This window comes from Blastococcus carthaginiensis, from assembly GCF_030731085.1.
Classification (GTDB): domain Bacteria; phylum Actinomycetota; class Actinomycetes; order Mycobacteriales; family Geodermatophilaceae; genus Blastococcus; species Blastococcus carthaginiensis.
On record NZ_JASNFN010000012.1, the window covers coordinates 75,608 to 92,748 of the forward strand.

Here is a 17,141-nt window from a genome sequence, read left to right on the forward strand (position 1 = left end):
CCGGCGGGTGCGGCAGAATTCGATCGGCCCCGACGGGGCACCCCACCGACCCGGGAGCGACGATGACCCACCCGCCGCACGGCGACCGGCCGCAGGAGGGGCCCGGGTCCTCCGCTCAGCCCCCGTACGGGCAGCCGGGGTGGCCTCCGCCCTCCGCTCAGCCCCCGTACGGGCATCCGCCGCAGCCGGGCCGGCAGGCGCCCCACGGCGGCCCCGCGCCGCAGGAGACGCGTCCCGTGCCCTACCCCGCGCCCGCGCCGCACGGCGTGCCGGGCCACGGCGTGCGGGGCCACGGCGTGCCCGGCTACGGCGCCCCCGGCACCGGGACCCACGGGTACGGTCCGTCCGGCTACGGGCCCCAGGGGTACGGGCCACCGCCCCGGCAGCCGTCGGGAGGGGTGCGTCGCACCGGTCTGGTCCTGCTGCTCGCCGCCCTCGTCCTCGCGGCGGTCGCCGGGGTGGCGGTCCTCGCGACGACGACCGGTCCGACCGTCCTCTCCCGGTCGGCCGTCGAGCGCGACGTCGCCGAGCAGTTCGAGCAGCGCGAGGGCGTCGCCGTCGACCTGGACTGCGACCAGGAGATGCGCGTGGAGCCGGGCGCCAGCTACGAGTGCAGCGGCGTCACGGCCGACGACGAGCAGGTCACCCTGCGGATCGAGATCACCGACGCCGACGACGCCCGCTACACGTGGAGCGAGCCCTGAGCCGGCCTCAGCCCAGCACGTCGGCCGGCCAGCCCAGCGCCGCGCCCAGGCGCCCGACCGAGGACTGCAGGCCGTGCCGCTCGGCGAGCGCGGCCAGCGCCTCCGGATCGGCGGGGGAGCGGGGGAGCGTCCCCTCCACGGCGGGCAGGTCGACGTCGCGCGCCACGGCGACGACCACCGGCGCGGCGTCGAGGTAGTCCGCGGCCGCGTGCATCTTCTTCAGCACCGCGGCGGTCAGCGGCGGCGCCGGGACGACGGTCCGCGCCACGGCGGCCCGGATGCCGGCCAGGTCGCCGTACTCGTTGATCAGCGCCGCCGCGGTCTTCGCGCCCACCCCGGCGACGCCCGGCAGCCCGTCGCTCGGGTCCCCGCGCAGCACCGCGAAGTCGGCGTAGGCCCGGCCGGGGATGCCGTACTTCGCGGCCACGGCGGCCTCGTCGAGGTACTCCAGATCGGAGATGCCGCGGGCGGTGTAGAGGATGCGCACCCCGCGGGCGTCGTCGACGAGCTGGAAGAGGTCGCGGTCGCCGGTGACGACGTCGACGGGTCCCCGAGCCCGGGTGGCGAGCGTGCCGATCACGTCGTCGGCCTCGTAGCCCGGGGCGCCCACGCGGGCGATCCCCGCGGCGGCCAGCACCTCGACCAGCACCGGCACCTGCGGGCCCAGCTCGTCGGGGGTCTCCTCGCCGCCGTCGGGCGCCAGGCGGTGCGCCTTGTAGGAGGGCAGCGCCTCGACGCGGAAGGCCGGCCGCCAGTCGTCGTCCCAGCAGGCGACCAACCGGTCGGGGCCGTGGGCGGTCACCAGTCGCGCCGTCATGTCGAGGAACCCGCGGACGGCGTTGATCGGCCGGCCGTCCGGCGTGGTGACGCTCGTGGGCACGCCGTAGAAGGCCCGGAAGTACAGCGACGCGGCGTCCAGCAGCATCGTGGTCACGCCCGCGCACCCCCGGCGCCGGGTGCCGTCGTCCGCTCGTCCCTCGTGCGCTCGCCCACGTCCGCGGACGGTAGCGGTCCGGCAACGATTCGGGAGCACCCCCGTCCCGCCTGGCTACTCTGCGGCGGTGGGAAACGCGCCAGAACCCGGATCCGGCCCGCTCGTGACACTCGACCGGCTGCACGCCGCACGCGCGGTCGCCGGCGAGCTGGGGGTCGACCTGCTCGTGCTCACCCCGGGCGCCGACCTGCGCTACCTGTGCGGGTACGCCGCCCACGCGATGGAACGGCTGACCGCCCTCGCGGTGCCGCGACGCGGCGAGCCGTTCCTGGTGGTGCCGCGGCTGGAGGCGCCGATGGTCGACGCCGCCCCCGCGGGCGCGCTCGGGCTCGAGGTCCTCGCGTGGGACGAGACCGACGACGCGTTCGCCGTCCTGGCCGGTGCCGCCGTCGGCCGCCTGGGCGCCGCGCCCGGCCGCGTCGCCGTCGGCTCCCGCACCTGGGCCGAGCACGCCCTCGGTGTCCAGCGCGCCCTGCCCGGCGCGGTGCTGGAGCTGGCGTCGCCGGTCGTCGACCAGCTGCGAATGGTGAAGACGCCGGCCGAGGTCGAGGAGCTGGCCCTGGCGGGCGCGGCGATCGACCGGGTGCACGCGCGCATGGGGGAGTGGCTCACCGTCGGCCGCACCGAGGCCGAGGTGGGCGCCGACGTCGCCGCGGCGATCCTGGCCGAGGGGCACGTCGCCGTCGACTTCACCATCGTGGGGTCCGGCCCGAACGGGGCCAGCCCGCACCACGAGCTCTCCGACCGCGTCGTCGAGGCCGGTGACCTCGTCGTCGTCGACATCGGTGGCGAGACCGCCACGGGCTACCGCTCCGACTGCACCCGCACCTACGTCGTCGGCGGCAGCCCGGACGCCGAGGTGGCCGAGTGGTACGCCGTGCTGCACGCCGCGCAGCAGGCGGCGACCGCAGCGGTGCGCCCGGGGGTCCCCGCCGAGGAGATCGACGCCACCGCCCGCACGGTCATCGCCGACGCCGGCTGGGGCGGGTACTTCATCCACCGCACCGGGCACGGCATCGGGCTGGACACCCACGAGGCGCCCTACATCGTGGCCGGCAACCGGCTCCCGCTCGAGCCCGGCATGGCCTTCTCCGTGGAGCCCGGCATCTACCTGCCCGGCCGCCACGGCGCCCGCATCGAGGACATCGTCGTCTGCACCGACGACGGCGTCCGCGTCCTGAACAACGGTCCCCGTGGGCTCGTCGAACTCCCCGGCTGAGCCCGGCGCCGTCGACGTCGACCGGGCGCTCATGGCGGCGCTGGCGCGGGACGGGCGGGCGAGCTTCACCGATCTCGCCGAGCGGGTGGGGCTGTCGGTCTCGGCCGTGCACCAGCGGGTGCGCCGGCTCGAGCAGCGCGGCCTGATCACCGGCTACCGGGCGACGCTGGACGCCACCCAGATCGGGCTGCCGCTGACGGCGTTCGTGTCGATCACCCCGACCGACGCGCAGACCGACGACGCGCCCACGCTGCTGGCGCACCTCGACGCCATCGAGGAGTGCCACGCCGTGGCGGGGGTCGAGAGCTACATCCTCAAGGTGCGGGTGGCCTCGCCGGACGCGCTGGAGAACCTGCTCAAGGAGATCCGGTCCGCCGCGAACGTCACCACGCGCACGACGGTCGTGCTCTCGACGTCCTACGAGGCGCGGCCGCCGATCTGACCGGGTGGACACCCGTTCGAACGTGTGTTCGGATGGGGGCATGCGGTGGGACGCACAGCGGCTGGACCTCGACGAGCCCGGGGCGCTGCCCGGCATGCCCAGCATCCGGGGCCTGCTGCGCAGCGTGCAGGTGCCGGAGTACCCGGGGCTGACCTTCCACGAGGTGCGGTCGAAGAGCGCGCTGAACCGCGTGCCGGGGGAGTCGGCGATGCCCTTCCCGTGGAGCATCAACCCCTACCGGGGCTGCTCCCATTCGTGCGTGTACTGCCTGGGGGGAGACACACTCGTCCTGATGGCGGACGGTCGCCAGGTGCGGATCGCGGATCTCACGGTCGGCGAGCGGATCGTCGGGACGGAGAAGCGTGGCCGGTACCGCTTCTACGTGGAGACCGAGGTGCTCGCGCACTGGTCGACGGTCAAACCGGCCTACCGTGTCACCCTCGCCGACGGCACCACCTTGGTGGCGAGCGGTGACCACCGGTTCCTCACCGGACGCAGTTGGAAACATGTCACCGGCACGGGCTCGGGAATCGGCCAGCGTCCGCACCTCACCCCCAACGATGAGATGCTCGGCTTCGGCCTCACCGCCGCGACGCCCAAGGAGACCGCTGAGTACCGGCGCGGATACCTCACGGGGATGATCCGCGGGGATGCGATGCTCGGGACGTACGCGTATCGGCGGGCGAACGGACGACCAGGCCTCGCCCACCGGTTCCGGCTGGCGCTGATCGACCTCGACGCGCTCCTCCGCACCCAGGGGTACCTGGAGCAGGAGGGCATCGCTACTGCATTCTTCGCCTTCACGCCGGCGTCGGAGAGACGCCGGGCCATGCACGGAGTACGCGCTTCGCGAGGTCAAGCCGTTGCTGACATTCGGGCTCTGGTGCGCTGGCCCACCGATCCGTCGGCCGAGTGGAGCCGCGGCTTCCTCGCCGGCATCTTCGATGCGGAGGGGAGTCGGAGCCAGCACATCGTGCGCGTGAGCAATGCGGACGACGAGATGCTCACCCGGACCAGCGCGGCATTCGCCGCACACGACTTCGACAGCATCCTGGAGGACCCAGGACGACCCAACCGGGTGCGCACCGTCCGTCTGCGCGGCGGGCTGAAGGAGCACCTGCGGTTCATCCACCTGGTCGATCCCGCCATCCGCAGGAAGTGCCGACTGCAGGGCACCGCGATCAAGAGCAAGGTCGATCTGCGGGTGGTCAGCGTGGAGGACATCGGCCTCGAGGTGCCGATGTACGACATCACCACGGGCACCGGTGACTTCATCGCCAACGGCGTGGTGAGCCACAACTGCTTCGCCCGCCGGACGCACGAGTGGCTGGAGCTGGACTCCGGCCGGGACTTCGACACGCAGGTCGTGGTGAAGACCAACCTGGTCGAGGTGCTGCGGCGCGAGCTGGCCCGGCCGTCGTGGCAGCGGGAGCACGTGGCCCTCGGCACGAACACCGACCCGTACCAGCGCGCGGAGGGCCGCTACCGGCTCATGCCCGGCGTCATCGACGCTCTCGCCGGGTCGGGTACGCCGTTCTCGATCCTGACGAAAGGCACGCTGCTGCGGCGCGACGTGCCGCTGCTCGCGGCGGCGGCCCGCGACGTCCCGGTGGGGCTGGGCGTCTCGATCGCCATCTGGGACGACGACCTGCACGCGGCCCTCGAGCCCGGCGTCCCCACCCCGCGGGCGCGGCTGGAGCTGGTCCGCGCCCTCGCCGACGCCGGGCTTTCCTGCGGCGTCTTTCTCGCGCCCGTCCTGCCCGGCCTCACCGACTCCCCGAAGCACCTGGACGCCGCCCTGGGGGCGATCGCGGCGGCGGGCGCGACGGGGGTGACCGTCATCCCGCTGCACCTGCGGCCGGGGGCCCGGGAGTGGTTCATGGCCTGGCTGGGCCGCGCCCACCCGGAGCTGGTGGCGCGGTACGAGCGGCTCTACGCCCGCCGCGCCTACGTGCCGGCGGAGTACCGCACCTGGCTTGCCCGGCAGGTGGCACCCCTGCTGGCCCGGCACGGGTTGGACCGGCGGTCCGGCGGCGCGGCGCGCCAAGTGGAGGTCACCGGTGTGCCGGGCGACGAGGAGGTGGGCTTCCCCACCGGCAGCCTGCCGTCGCGCACGCCGGGCACGCCGGCCACGGGTGCGACGACCGCCCCGGCCGAGCAGCTGACCCTCCTGTGAGCCGGCGCCGTCAGCCGCCGGCCCGCGCCGACCGGGCGGCGACCCGGGCGGCACGGACGACGCCCCGGGCCCCGACCGGCGGGGCGCCGGCCGCCAGCGCCAGCCGGCGGTAGCTGTCGTACGAGAGCAGCCGGTAGGCGGCGGCGAGCTCCTCCACCGCTTCCCTCCGGGACGGCGTGACCGTCGCCCGGAGGTAGCCCACGGTCGAGCGCACGTGCTTGGTGAAGGTGGCCTGCAGCGCCTGGTTGGACAGCCGTCCCCCGACGCGCGAGTCCAGGCCGGGGCCGCGGCGCAGCGCCGGCAGCACCCACGGGCTCGCGGCCAGCGCCGGGAACGCCGCCCGCGTCGCTTCCCAGGCGTGCCACGCCGTGACCGCGCCGGCCACGGCCCACTCGCCGTCGTCGGTCGTGATCAGCAGGCGGCGTGCGGTCGCCCGCACCTGGTCCCGCCGCAGGGAGCGGAACGTCCCCACCGGGGCAGGCCAGCCCAGGGCGAGCGAGCACCAGGCCACCGACCGCAGGTGCTCGGGGTCCTCGGCCCGGATGCGGGTGAGTGGGCGGAGGTCGAGCTGCGGCGGATCCGGCTCGGGCGTGACGGGCAGCGGCAGCGCCAGCCCGCCGTACCGGGCGACCTTGCTGTACAGCGCGACGGTGGCCGGCTTCCAGCCCCGTGCGGCGGCCAGCTCGTCGAGCCCCTCGGCCGCCAGCTCGTCGGGGCCCCGGTCCAGTTCCAGCGCGGCGTCGGCCAGACGGCGCCACTGGTCCTCGTACCCCGGCGGTGGTCGCAGCCGCGCCCAGGCGCGCGCCGGTGGCGGGGCGGGCATGTCGGGCAGCGGCTGCTGCCACGCACGAGGCATGGTCGAACACTACCGTTATCCCCAACAAATATACACAAATACTTCGTGGTCACCTGCCGAACCAAACCTGCGACGCCCTCCGGGCGCCATAGCAACAACGACCACGGGAAAGTGAGGTCGGTCGTCGACCCTGCGACGGGCGACCACCCTCCGGATCATGGAGCCGTGCGGACGATGGGTGTCGAAGAGGAACTGCTGGTGGTCGATGCGGACGGCATCCCCGTCGCCCGGGCGCCGGAGACCCTGCTGATCGCGGCGCGGCGAGGCGAGGGGGAGGACGTCCACCAGCACGATCTCGAGGAGCAGGGCAGCGACGTCGACGTCCCGGAGACCGCCCACCTGGTGCCCGAGCTGAAGGCACAGCAGCTCGAGCTCGGGACGCCGGTGTGCACCACGCTGGCCGAGGTCGGCGCCCAGCTGCGGCACTGGCGGTCCCGGGCCGACGCGGCGGCCTCCGCCGTGGGTTCCCGCGTCGCCGCGCTCGCCACCTCACCGGTCGACGTGGCGCCGGTCCCCACGGAGGGGGAGCGGTACGGGCGGCTGCACGAGGCGTTCGGGCGGACCGCCGAGGAGGTCCTCACCTGCGGCTGCCACGTGCACGTGTCGGTGACCGACGACGAGGAAGGCGTCGCGGTGCTGAACCGCATCCGTGTCTGGTTGCCCGTGCTGACGGCGCTCAGCGCCAACTCGCCGTTCTGGCAGGGCCTGGACACCTCCTACGCGAGCTTCCGGTCGCAGGTCTGGCACCGGTGGCCCTCCGCGGGCCCCGCCGGACCGTTCCGCGACGCGGGGGAGTACCACCGGCTCGTCGCGGCGGTGCTGGCGACGCGGACCGTCCTGGACGACGGGATGGTGTACTTCGACGCCCGCCTGTCCGCGAACTGGCCCACCGTCGAGGTCCGCACCGCCGACGTGCTGCTGCGCGTCGAGGACGTCGTCACGCTCACCGGGCTGGTGCGCGGCCTGGTCGAGACCGCCGCCCGGGACGCCCGGGCCGGGGGAGCGGTCCCCGAGATGCCGGCCGAGGTGCTCCGCCTCGCCGGCTGGCGCGCCTCCCGCTCCGGGCTCGCCGGCGAGCTGGTGCACCCGCGCACCGGTCGGCCGGCTCCGGCGGCCGACGTCCTCGCCGACCTGCTTGACCACGTCCGCCCCGCACTGGCCGAGGCGGGGGACGAACGGCTGGTGGGCGACGGGGTGGCCGCCCTCCTGGCCCGAGGCACCGGGGCGGACCTGCAGCGGCAGGTGCACCGGGAGACCGGGGACCTCGCCGCCGTCGTCCGGGCGGCGGTCGAGGCCACCACGGGGGAGGCGACCCCCCGGGCGGCCGCCGTGGCCAGCCGTTAGATTCCCGCCATGTACACCGCGAACTGGCGCGACGTCGGCCGTCCCGGGCTGTTCGGGCCCTCGCCCGACCCCCGGGACAGGCCCTACCGCACCATCATCCGGCTGGCGCTGGTGGTCTTCCGCCTGCTCCGCTTCCGGTTCGACGTCCGCGGTGCGGAGCACGTGCCGACCACTGGCGGCGCGATCATCTGCAGCAACCACGTGAGCTTCTTCGACTTCACGTTCCTCGGCCTCGCGGCGCTCCCGCAGCACCGGCTGGTGCGGTTCATGGCGAAGTCACCGGTGTTCGAGCACTGGTTCGCCGGCCGCTTCATGCGGGCCATGAAGCACATCCCGGTCGACCGGAAGGCGGGCTCGGCGGCGTTCGAGGCCGCCGTCCGTGCTCTCAAGGACGGTGAGGTCGTCGGCGTCTTCCCCGAGGCGACCATCAGCACCAGCTTCACGGTGAAGGACCTCAAGGCCGGGGCCGCCCGCATGGCCATCGACTCCGGGGTGCCGATCATCCCGGCCGCCGTCTGGGGCGGGCACCGCGTGGCCACGAAGAACCACAAGGTGGAGCTGCGCCGCGGGATCCCGGTGACGGTGGTCCTCGGCGAGCCGATCCTGGCCGAGCCCGGCGAGCAGATCGCCGCGGTGCTGGGCCGCACCCGCGCCGCCATGGAGGCGCTGCTCGACGAGGCGCAGCGCAGCTACCCCGACCGGCCCACCGGGAACGACGACCGCTGGTGGCTCCCTGCCCACCTCGGGGGCGCTGCGCCGACGCCGTCGGAGGCGGCCGCCGCCGACACGGTCCGCGCCGCCGGCCGTGAGGTCAAGCAGAGGAAGAAGTCGCCGATCGCCCGGCTCACCGGGCTGCTCCGCCGCTGACCGGCCGGCTCACTCCACCACCACCGGCGCCATGAGGCGGAACGCCTCCAGCTCGACGTCGTACCAGCGGCGCAGCCGCCCCAGCGGCGTCATGCCCAGGCGCCGGCACACCGCGATCGACGGCTCGTTGCCGGGCCGGACGACGGCGTACACCTCGGGGAGGCCGAGCGTGAAGGCGCGCTCGATGACTGCCCGCGCCGCCTCGGTGGCGTAGCCGTGCCCCCACGAGTCGGGGTGCAGGTGCCAGCCCACCTCCACCTCGCCCACGCCGTCGGGCAGCGGCTTGAGCAGCACCGTGCCCGCCGGGACGCCGTCGGGCCGCTCGATCGCCCAGCACAGGAACCGCCCGTCCCGCCGGTGCACCTCCGCCCAGCGCTCGACGAGCTCCGCCGGCGGGACCGACGGTGTCCCGCCCAGCCAGCGGGTCACCTCCTCGCGGCCGTAGAGGTCGCACAGCCGGGCGAGGTCCGCCGGGCCCGTGGTCCACGGGCGGAGGCGCAACCGTCCGGTCCGCAGCTCCGCCCCGTCGCCACCCATCGCCCCTGCCTACCGCCGGCCGGCGCACCCGGCCACCCGGATCCCGCCGGACACGGTCGTGGTCTCCTACTCGTCGGCCAGCCGTCCCGGCAGGCGACGGCGAGGAGAGAGGAACCGACGTGAGCCTGCTGCTCACCGATGTGCGGGTGGGTGACCGGCCCGGCCGTGCGCTGCACGTGGTGGGCGGCCGGATCGCCTGGACCGGCGCCGCGGCGGACGCGCCCCGGGCGGACCGGGTGGTCGCGGGGGAGGGGGCGCTCCTCACCCCCGCGTTCGTGGACGCGCACGTGCACGCGACGGCGACCGGCCTTGCCCTGACCGGTCTCGACCTCCACTCGAGCCTGAGCCTTGCTGAGGCGATGGCCTCCCTGGGCGACCACGTCGCGGCGGCTCCCGCCGGCATCGTCCTGGGCACCGGGTGGGACGAGACCGGCTGGCCCGAGGGGCGGGGGCCCACGCGAGCCGACGTCGACGCCGTGGTCGCCGGCCGGCCCGTCTACCTGGCCCGCGTCGACGTCCACTCGGCCACGGTCTCCACCGCGCTGCTCGACCTCGTGCCCGGCATCGCCGCGCTGCCCGGCTTCTCGCCCGACGGGCGGCTGCGCCTGGACGCCCACCACGCCGCCCGCCAGGCCGCGTACGGGGCGGTCGGGGCCGTGCAACGGGCTGCCGCCCAGCACGCCACGCGCCGGACCGCCGCCGCCCTGGGGATCGGGAGCCTGCACGAGATGGCCGGCCCGGAGGTCTCCTCGGCCGATGACCTCCGGCAGCTGCTGGCCCTGGCCGCCGAGGTCCCGGGGCCCCGCGTCGTGGGGTACTGGGGTGAGCTCTCCGAGCGCGGGGGGCTGGACCTCGTGCGCGAGCTCGGGCTCGCGGGTGCCGGGGGCGACCTGTTCTGCGACGGCGCCCTCGGCTCGCACACCGCCGCGCTGAGCGCTCCCTACAGCGACCGGCCCCACACCTCCGGCGCGCTGCGGTTCGACTCGGCCGCGCTCGTCGAGCACGTGCGCGCCTGCACCGCGGCCGGGATCCAGGCCGGCTTCCACGTCATCGGTGACGCCGCCGTCGAGCAGGTCCTGGACGCCGTGGGCGTGGTCGTCGCGGAGCTGGGGTTCGCCGCCGTCCGGGCCTGCCGCCACCGGCTCGAGCACCTGGAGATGCCCACCGCGGCGGTCATCGGGCGGATGCGGGCGTGGCGGATGGTCGCCAGCGTGCAGCCGGCCTTCGACGCGGCGTGGGGCGGGGACTCGGGGATGTACGCCGAACGGCTCGGCGTCGAGCGGGCGCTGGCCACCAACCCGCTGGCCGATCTCGCCGACGCCGAGGTCGTCCTGGCCCTGGGGAGCGATGCGCCGGTCACCCCGCTGGACCCCTGGGGTGCGGTGCACGCCGCCGTCGACCACCGGAACCGGGAGTCCGGGCTGCGGCCCTTCGATGCCTTCGACGCCGCCACGCACGGCGGCTGGGTCGCCGTCCGGGCCGAGCACCCGGCCGGGCCGCTGGCCGTGGGGGCGCCGGCGGACCTCGCCCTGTGGGCCACCGACCAGGGGCTGTCCGACGTGCTGGCGGCGCGCGCCCGACCGGGGTGCGCGGAGCTGGTCGTCGACGGGCAGGTCGTGGAGGCGCCATGAGGACACGCGACGATCAGTAACGATCCGATCACACTGCGACCCGGAGGTGCTCAGGGTCTCGAAACGCGGCCCCGCACTTCTTACAGTCCCTGCAGTTCCTGACCGGGAGCACCGCACGCACGTCCCCCGGCAGGCGCGTCCGTCCTCACGGCCGTCGCTCCCTCCCGGAGCGCACCCGGGCCGCCGAGGGCGGGCGGGCCGGCCGGAGACCGCGGGCGGGTACCCCGGCGGAGCCCGCGTGGACCCGCGCCATCAGACAACGGTCGCGCCGCTCGCACCCAGCGACCGGCCGCCCGGCCCGAAGGTGCGCCGTCCGCGGGGGGCGACCGCCGGCGCGTCCGGGAAAGGGGTCCGGCGGCTCGGAGGGGTGGTGCGGCGACAGCCGCGCTCGCCTGCGCCGCCGGGATGGGATGCTGGGTCGGGACCGCGTGGACACCGCGGTCCGGACCCCGCCCGAACGGTGCGGGGAGGTCCCGCCCGCGCAGGGCGGCTGCACCGGGGAGGCGCTGGGTGCCCGCAGGCGTTGGCGGGCCGGGGACCGGGACGCTCCCGCGGACGGCCGGCCACGGTGGTGCCGGTCCGGCCGCGCCGCCGTCGACCGGACGCGGCCCCCGCTGGTCCCGTGCACCGTGGCGCACCCTCCTGGCCGCCGCCGGCGGGCTGGCCATGTTCCTCGCCTTCCCGGGGTACGACCTGATCGCGCTGGCCGTGCTGGGCCCGGCCGCCCTGGCCGTCGCCGTCCACGGCTGCCGCATGCGCGCGGGCCTCTGGCTCGGCCTCGTCACCGGCCTCACGTTCTTCGTGCCGCTGCTGTCATGGACCGGCGTCTACGTCGGGGCCTTCCCGTGGCTGGCGCTCGCCGTCAGCCAGGCGCTGTACCTGGCCGCCCTCGGCGGGCTCACCGCGCTCACCTCCCGGCTCCCCGCCTGGCCGCTGTGGGCGGCCGCCCTGTGGGTGGCCGTCGAGGCCGTGCGGGGCCGGTTCCCCTTCGGGGGCTTCCCCTGGGGGCGGCTCGGCTTCTCCCAGACCGAGGGTCCCTTCCTGGCGTTCGCCGCGTACGGCGGCGTCCCCCTGGTCGGGTTCGCCGTCGCCCTCACCGGCACCCTGCTGGCCGCCGCGTTGCTGGCCGCCGTCACCGCACGCACCCGCGCCCGCAGGTCGCGCAGGATCTCGGCCGCGCTGGCCGGGGTGCTGGCCGTCCCGCTCGTCGGCGCGCTGGCCTGGGTGCCGCTGCCGGGGGAGTCCCTCACCGCGCGCGGCCCCACCACCACCGTCGCCGTCATCCAGGGCGACGTGCCTCGCGCCGGCCTCGACTTCAACGCCCAGCGCCGGGCGGTGCTGGACAACCACGTCCAGCAGACGCTGCGGCTCGCCGACGAGGTGGCGGCGGGCCGGCAGCCGCGCCCGGACGTCGTCCTGTGGCCGGAGAACAGCTCGGACATCGACCCCTACCGCAACGCCGACGCCGCGGCGCAGATCCAGCGGGCGGCCGACGCCGTCGGCGCGCCGGTGCTCGTCGGCGCGGTCGTCGACGGACCGGGCGAGTTCATCAGCAACACCGCGATCGTCTGGTCCCCGGAGGAGGGGCCCGGGCAGACCTACGTGAAGCGCCACCCGGTGCCCTTCGCCGAGTACGTGCCCGCCCGCGACTTCTTCCGGCTCTTCAGCGAGAAGGTCGACCTCGTGCGCCGCGACTTCGCCGCGGGCGACGAGGCCGGGGTGCTCGACGTGGCCGGGATCCGCCTCGGGGACCTGATCTGCTTCGAGGTGGTCTACGACGGCCTCGTGCGCGACGTGGTCGACGGCGGCGCCGGCATGCTCGTCGTCCAGACCAACAACGCCACCTTCGGCCACACCGACGAGAGCGCCCAGCAGCTGGCGATGAGCCGGGTGCGCGCGGTCGAGTTCGGGCGCACCGTCGCCGTGGCCGCCACCAGCGGCATCTCGGCCGTGGTGGCCCCGGACGGCACCGTCGTCCGCTCCTCCGAGCTCTTCGAGCCGGCGGTGTTCGTGGAGGAGATCGCCCTGCGCGACGACCGCACGATCGCCCAGCGCCTCGGCGTGGTGCCGGAGGCGCTGCTCACCGCCCTCGGCCTGGGTGCGGTGCTGCAGGCGGTCCTCCGGCGGCGCAGGGCGACCCGGGCGTGACCGGGCGCGTCCTGGTGGTCATCCCCACCTACAACGAGGCCGAGAACCTGGCCCGGGTCCTGGACCGCCTGCACGCCAGCGTCCCGGAGGCGCACGCCCTGGTGGTCGACGACGCCTCGCCCGACGGCACCGGCGCGATCGCCGACGAGCGGGCTGCCGCGGACCCGCGCGTCCACGTGCTGCACCGCAGCGCGAAGGCCGGGCTCGGCCGCGCCTACGTGGCCGGTTTCCGCTGGGCCCGCGAGCACGGCTACGACGTGCTGGTCGAGATGGACGCCGACGGGTCGCACCCGCCCGAGCAGCTGCCCGACCTGCTCGCCGCCCTGGCCGACGCCGACCTGGTCCTGGGCTCGCGCTACGTCGACGGCGGCCGGGTCGAGGACTGGCCGGCGCACCGGCTGCTGCTCTCGCGCGTGGGCAACCGCTACACGCGCTGGGTGCTGCGGCTGCCGCTGCGCGACGCCACCAGCGGTTTCCGGGCCGCCCGGGCCGAGCTGATCGACCGGCTGCCCTTCGACGAGGTGGCCAGCGAGGGGTACTGCTTCCAGGTCGACTGGGCCTGGCGGGCGCTCCGGGCGGGGGCCCGCGTCACCGAGGTGCCCATCACGTTCACCGAACGCGCCTTCGGCCGGAGCAAGATGAGCGGCTCGATCGTTGGAGAGGCGTGGGCCCGCGTGACCGTGTGGGGCGTGCAGGACCGGCTGGCCGACTGGCTGCCGGGCCGTGCGCGCCCGCCGGTGACCCGCCCGGCCGACCCGGCCGGACGGTAGCGCCCCGCCCGGCCCCGGCCGGCGGGGGAGCGGCGAGGCGACGACCGAGAGGGAGGAGGCGACGTGGCTGACGTGGTGCGTCGGAGACTGCGCACGGTGGTGGGGCTGACCGCGCTGGCGGAGCTGGTGGTCTTCGTCCTGGTCGCCGCCTGGATCGGCCTCGGGTGGACGATCGTCGCCACCCTGGTCACCAGCGTGCTGGGCTGGGTGCTGCTGGCCAGCCAGGGGCGGCGCACGCTGGCCGACCTGCGGCAGCGGGCGCGCTCGCGCGAGGCCGCAGGCCGCGAGCTCGGGAACGCCGGGCTCGTCGCCGTCGGCGGGCTGCTCATGGTCCTGCCGGGGTTCCTCGGCGACCTCATCGGGCTGCTGTGCCTGCTGCCGGGCACGCGCGGCCTGGTGCGCGGCGCGCTCCGGCGGGTGGTCCTCGCCCGGCTGCCCGAGCACCTGCGCGGACCGGTGCGGGTGGGCAGCACCCGCACCGCGCCGGTGGACGCGACCGATGCCTACCGGCCCGCCGAGCCGCTCGTCATCGAGGGCGAGGTGCTCCGGGACCCCGACCGGCGGCCCTGAGCGAACCACCGCCCCGGGTAGTACCGCAGGCCGGTGCGCCGGGCCCTGCACCCACCGACGACGGACGGCCCCGGTGGATCTCTCCACCGGGGCCGTCCGGAAGACGGTGGTACCGCCCGCCTCGGGAGGCGGGTCCGTCGTCAGCTTGGGCGCGTGCGCCGCACCCGGCGCCCCTCGCGGCGCTCGGCGAGGACCTCCTCGAGGTCCTCGACGCTGCGCCGCTCGAGCAGCATGTCCCAGTGCGTGCGCGGGGGCTTCACCTTCTTGGGCGCCGGCTCGCTGCCACCGACCAGCTTCGCCGCGGAGCCGTCGAACTTGCACTCCCAGGTGTCGGGGAGCTCCGCATCGTCGGCGAAGGGCACCGTGAACAGGTGGCCCGAGGGGCACCGGTACTCGGCGTACTGCCGCTCGATGGGCGCGGTGTTCCGCTCGGTCTCGTAGCTGACGCTGCCCAGTCGGCTGCCGCGCAGGGAACGCTCACCCATGGCACACCGTCCTCTCGTGCTCGTGTCGGTCGGGACTCGACGTCCGGTGGCCAGGGCAGTACCCAGGCAACCGGGGAGTCAGAGAGATGAACGACGGAAAAGGCGGAGAGATTCCGCCGAATCGGCTGCTCATCATCGCATGGGGTGGGATCTGCGCCGCGGGCGCCCCTCGCACGGGTGAGGGACGCCGCTCAGGGCAGGGCCAGCTGCCCCGGCCCGGCTGCGGTGGGGCCCAGTTCGCCGCGCACGTAGTGCCGCCGGCAGAGCACCTGGTACCGGACGGCGGGGGCGCCGGCACTCTCGCCGGGGAGCTCCGCGGGGGCGGTGTCGGCCACGACGACGGTCTCGCCGGAGCGGACCATGACCCCGTCGACGACGCGCGCGTTGAGCTGCCCGGGCAGGCCGCACCAGCAGAGCACCTCCACCTGAATGCGCTGCACGTCGTCGGCGAGCTCCAGCAGCCGCTGGGTGCCGGGGAACAGCCGGGTGCGGAAGTCGGTCGTCAACCCGAAGGCGTAGACGTCGACGTGCGACTCGTCGACGAGCTCGGCCAGCTGGTCCACCTGCGCCCGGGAGAGGAACTGCGCCTCGTCCACGATGAGGTAGTCGACGCGGTGGCCGTCGGCCCACCGGTCGCGCACCAGCAGCCGGAGGTCGGTGGCGGCGTCGGTCTGGATCGCCGCTCGGCAGAGCCCGACCCGGGAGGTGATCCGCGGCGACGCGGAGCGGTCGCCCTGGGTGACCAGCAGCCCGTGCCGGCCCTGCCGGCTGTGGTTGTGGTCGACCTGCAGCGCGAGGGTGGACTTCCCGCAGTCCATGGGCCCGTGGAAGAACCGCAGGTGCGCCGGTGCCGGGTGCCGGCGCCGGTCGCCGGAGGCGGGGACCGCGCTCGGCAGCGGGGGAGCGGCGCCCCCGAGGGATGAGGTCACAGCTCCTCCGGCGGTGTGTTGCCGGCGGCGAGGACGGCGCGGCGCATCGGTAGTGCCGCGAGCGCGACGAAGCCGGCGACGAAGAAGACCACCAGGCTGACGATCGCGAGCCGGTAGGACCCGGTGAGCTGGTAGGTGAGCCCGAAGGCGAGCGGGCCCAGCCAGCTGGTGCCGCGGTCGCTGATCTCGTAGAAGCCGTAGTACTCGGCCTCCTTGCCCGCCGGGATCAGCTGGCTGAACAGCGAGCGGGAGAGCGCCTGGGTGCCGCCCTGGACCAGGCCGATGACGGCGGCCAGCGCGTAGAACTGCGCGACCGCGCCCGACTGCAGGAAGAAGGCGGCCAGCAGGACGCCGATCCAGGCCACCAGCGCGCCCAGGACGACCCGCTTGGCCCCGTAGCGGCCCGCCATCCGCCCGAGCCCCAGCGCGCCGAAGATCGCGACGACCTGCACCATCAGGATCGCGCCGGTGAGCACGTCCTGGGCCAGCTCGAGCTCCTCGGTGGCGTACGTGGCCGACAGCGAGATCACCGTCTGCACGCCGTCGTTGAAGAGCAGGTAGGCGCCGAGGAACCACAGCGTCAGCGGGAAGGCGCGCATCTCGCGGAAGGTGGTGACCAGCTGCCGGAAGCTGCTGCCCGACCGCACCGCGGAGGCGGCCACCGGCCGGTTGCGCAACCGGGACACCGAGAACAGCGTGAAGGCGCCCCACCACAGGCCGGCGGTGGCCAGGGCGATGCGCACCGCCTCGCCGGTGGTCAGCCCGAGGTCCTCGGCCGCCACGACCAGCCCCAGGTGGACGGCGAGCAGCAGGGCCCCGCCGACGTACCCGAACGCCCAGCCCCGGCTGGAGACCTTGTCGCGCTCGTCCGGTCCGGCCAGGTCGGGCAGCCACGAGTAGTAGACGACGGTGGCCGCCCCAAAGCTGATGTTGGCCAGGACGAACAGGAGCGCGCCCATCAGCCACCGGCCGTCGCCGGCGAAGAACAGGGCAGTCGTGGCGAGCGCGCCGAGGATCGCGAAGCCCGCGAGCATCTCCCGCTTGCGACCGGTGCGGTCGGCGACGGCACCGGTCAGCGGCAGCACCAGCACCTGCAGCACGACCGACGCGGACAGGACGTAGGAGAACCAGCTCCCGGCCGCGATCGACAGGCCGAGGAACGACAGCCGCTCGTCCGGACCGGCGGCGTCGCGTGCGATCGCGGTCAGGTAGGGGCCGAGGAAGACGGTCGTCACCGAGGTGTTGAAGACCGACATCGCCCAGTCGTAGGAGTACCAGCCGAAGCGCTCGCGCGAGAGCGCGCGGTCGGCCGGCGGCACCGACGGGTCGGCGGCGGGGACGGCGGTGCTCACCGCGGCAGGCTCCCAGGCAGGTTGGCCCCGGTCCAGCACCGGCCCCGAGCGGCCACGGGGTGTCCGCCGGGACGACGCCTCCCGGGCACGCGCCGGCTGCGGCTCTGCTGCCGGAGC

The 17,141-nt window shown here is 75.3% G+C and carries 16 protein-coding genes; 10 read left to right on the plus strand and 6 right to left on the minus strand.

Annotation, left to right across the window (positions count from 1 at the left end):
* Positions 1 to 236 precede the first annotated feature (236 nt).
* Entirely contained in the window at positions 237 to 704 is a 468-nt protein-coding gene (locus QOZ88_RS11805) for a DUF4333 domain-containing protein (RefSeq protein WP_305999961.1), read from the plus strand.
* Positions 705 to 711: 7 nt separating this feature from the next.
* Here QOZ88_RS11805 and QOZ88_RS11810 read toward each other — a convergent pair whose 3' ends face one another.
* Positions 712 to 1,629 (minus strand): 5'-3' exonuclease, encoded by a 918-nt coding sequence (locus tag QOZ88_RS11810; protein ID WP_306000050.1) that lies wholly within the window; start codon positions 1,627 to 1,629, stop codon positions 712 to 714.
* Between the two features lie 172 nt (positions 1,630 to 1,801).
* On the opposite strand from QOZ88_RS11810, the gene QOZ88_RS11815 reads away from it, so the two are divergent.
* The 3 genes from QOZ88_RS11815 to QOZ88_RS11825 are packed head-to-tail and all read left to right on the plus strand — an operon-like array spanning position 1,802 to position 5,535.
* Positions 1,802 to 2,917 carry a M24 family metallopeptidase gene (locus QOZ88_RS11815; protein ID WP_305999962.1) on the plus strand — a complete coding sequence of 372 codons (1,116 nt, stop codon included), beginning with the start codon at positions 1,802 to 1,804 and terminating at the stop codon, positions 2,915 to 2,917.
* The gene (locus QOZ88_RS11820; RefSeq protein ID WP_091932492.1) at positions 2,892 to 3,359 is read left to right on the plus strand and encodes an Lrp/AsnC family transcriptional regulator; all 468 of its coding nucleotides are present in this window, start codon (positions 2,892 to 2,894) and stop codon (positions 3,357 to 3,359) included. The genes QOZ88_RS11815 and QOZ88_RS11820 overlap by 26 nt, the downstream gene beginning before the upstream one ends.
* Positions 3,360 to 3,399: 40 nt before the next feature.
* Positions 3,400 to 5,535 carry an intein-containing Rv2578c family radical SAM protein gene (locus QOZ88_RS11825; protein WP_305999963.1) on the plus strand — a complete coding sequence of 712 codons (2,136 nt, stop codon included), beginning with the start codon at positions 3,400 to 3,402 and terminating at the stop codon, positions 5,533 to 5,535.
* A 10-nt stretch (positions 5,536 to 5,545) separates the two neighbouring features.
* On the opposite strand, the gene QOZ88_RS11830 is transcribed toward QOZ88_RS11825, so the two are convergent.
* Entirely contained in the window at positions 5,546 to 6,391 is an 846-nt protein-coding gene (locus tag QOZ88_RS11830) for a hypothetical protein (protein ID WP_305999964.1), read from the minus strand.
* A 174-nt stretch (positions 6,392 to 6,565) separates the two neighbouring features.
* Here QOZ88_RS11830 and QOZ88_RS11835 point away from each other — a divergent pair, with 174 nt between their 5' ends.
* Both QOZ88_RS11835 and QOZ88_RS11840 read left to right on the plus strand, forming a co-directional pair.
* Positions 6,566 to 7,735, plus strand: a complete 1,170-nt coding sequence (locus QOZ88_RS11835; protein WP_306000051.1) for a carboxylate-amine ligase — start codon at positions 6,566 to 6,568, stop codon at positions 7,733 to 7,735.
* Between the two features lie 9 nt (positions 7,736 to 7,744).
* Positions 7,745 to 8,602, plus strand: coding sequence for a lysophospholipid acyltransferase family protein (locus QOZ88_RS11840; RefSeq protein ID WP_305999965.1), 858 nt, complete (start codon positions 7,745 to 7,747; stop codon positions 8,600 to 8,602).
* Between the two features lie 9 nt (positions 8,603 to 8,611).
* Here QOZ88_RS11840 and QOZ88_RS11845 read toward each other — a convergent pair whose 3' ends face one another.
* Positions 8,612 to 9,139 carry a GNAT family N-acetyltransferase gene (locus QOZ88_RS11845; protein WP_305999966.1) on the minus strand — a complete coding sequence of 176 codons (528 nt, stop codon included), beginning with the start codon at positions 9,137 to 9,139 and terminating at the stop codon, positions 8,612 to 8,614.
* Positions 9,140 to 9,258: 119 nt separating this feature from the next.
* On the opposite strand from QOZ88_RS11845, the gene QOZ88_RS11850 reads away from it, so the two are divergent.
* The 4 genes from QOZ88_RS11850 (at position 9,259) to QOZ88_RS11865 (ending at position 14,258) form a co-directional block, all read left to right on the plus strand.
* Positions 9,259 to 10,770 carry an amidohydrolase gene (locus QOZ88_RS11850; protein ID WP_305999967.1) on the plus strand — a complete coding sequence of 504 codons (1,512 nt, stop codon included), beginning with the start codon at positions 9,259 to 9,261 and terminating at the stop codon, positions 10,768 to 10,770.
* 510 nt (positions 10,771 to 11,280) lie between these two features.
* Positions 11,281 to 12,918, plus strand: a complete 1,638-nt coding sequence (lnt, locus tag QOZ88_RS11855) for an apolipoprotein N-acyltransferase (protein WP_305999968.1) — start codon at positions 11,281 to 11,283, stop codon at positions 12,916 to 12,918.
* The gene (locus tag QOZ88_RS11860; RefSeq protein WP_305999969.1) at positions 12,915 to 13,688 is read left to right on the plus strand and encodes a polyprenol monophosphomannose synthase; all 774 of its coding nucleotides are present in this window, start codon (positions 12,915 to 12,917) and stop codon (positions 13,686 to 13,688) included. The genes lnt and QOZ88_RS11860 overlap by 4 nt, the downstream gene beginning before the upstream one ends.
* A gap of 63 nt (positions 13,689 to 13,751) precedes the next feature.
* Entirely contained in the window at positions 13,752 to 14,258 is a 507-nt protein-coding gene (locus QOZ88_RS11865; protein ID WP_091932536.1) for an FxsA family protein, read from the plus strand.
* A 140-nt stretch (positions 14,259 to 14,398) separates the two neighbouring features.
* Here QOZ88_RS11865 and QOZ88_RS11870 read toward each other — a convergent pair whose 3' ends face one another.
* The 3 genes from QOZ88_RS11870 to QOZ88_RS11880 form a co-directional block, all read right to left on the minus strand.
* The gene (locus QOZ88_RS11870; RefSeq protein WP_305999970.1) at positions 14,399 to 14,743 is read right to left on the minus strand and encodes an RNA polymerase-binding protein RbpA; all 345 of its coding nucleotides are present in this window, start codon (positions 14,741 to 14,743) and stop codon (positions 14,399 to 14,401) included.
* 191 nt (positions 14,744 to 14,934) lie between these two features.
* A complete protein-coding gene (locus tag QOZ88_RS11875; RefSeq protein ID WP_305999971.1) occupies positions 14,935 to 15,672 on the minus strand; it encodes a thymidine kinase in 738 nt (245 codons plus the stop codon).
* Positions 15,669 to 17,024, minus strand: coding sequence for an MFS transporter (locus tag QOZ88_RS11880; protein WP_305999972.1), 1,356 nt, complete (start codon positions 17,022 to 17,024; stop codon positions 15,669 to 15,671). Before QOZ88_RS11880 ends, QOZ88_RS11875 begins: the two co-directional genes overlap by 4 nt.
* Between the last annotated feature and the right edge of the window lie 117 nt (positions 17,025 to 17,141).

What these genes read in the sequence shown, in the direction of transcription:
- QOZ88_RS11810 (WP_306000050.1), bottom strand. Translation starts at nt 1,629, where the DNA reads ATGCTGCTGGACGCCGCGTCGCTGTACTTCCGGGCCTTCTACGGCGTG.
- QOZ88_RS11825 (WP_305999963.1), top strand. Translation starts at nt 3,400, where the DNA reads ATGCGGTGGGACGCACAGCGGCTGGACCTCGACGAGCCCGGGGCGCTG.
- QOZ88_RS11830 (WP_305999964.1), bottom strand. Translation starts at nt 6,391, where the DNA reads ATGCCTCGTGCGTGGCAGCAGCCGCTGCCCGACATGCCCGCCCCGCCA.
- QOZ88_RS11835 (WP_306000051.1), top strand. Translation starts at nt 6,566, where the DNA reads ATGGGTGTCGAAGAGGAACTGCTGGTGGTCGATGCGGACGGCATCCCC.
- QOZ88_RS11840 (WP_305999965.1), top strand. Translation starts at nt 7,745, where the DNA reads ATGTACACCGCGAACTGGCGCGACGTCGGCCGTCCCGGGCTGTTCGGG.
- QOZ88_RS11845 (WP_305999966.1), bottom strand. Translation starts at nt 9,139, where the DNA reads ATGGGTGGCGACGGGGCGGAGCTGCGGACCGGACGGTTGCGCCTCCGC.
- QOZ88_RS11870 (WP_305999970.1), bottom strand. Translation starts at nt 14,743, where the DNA reads ATGGGTGAGCGTTCCCTGCGCGGCAGCCGACTGGGCAGCGTCAGCTAC.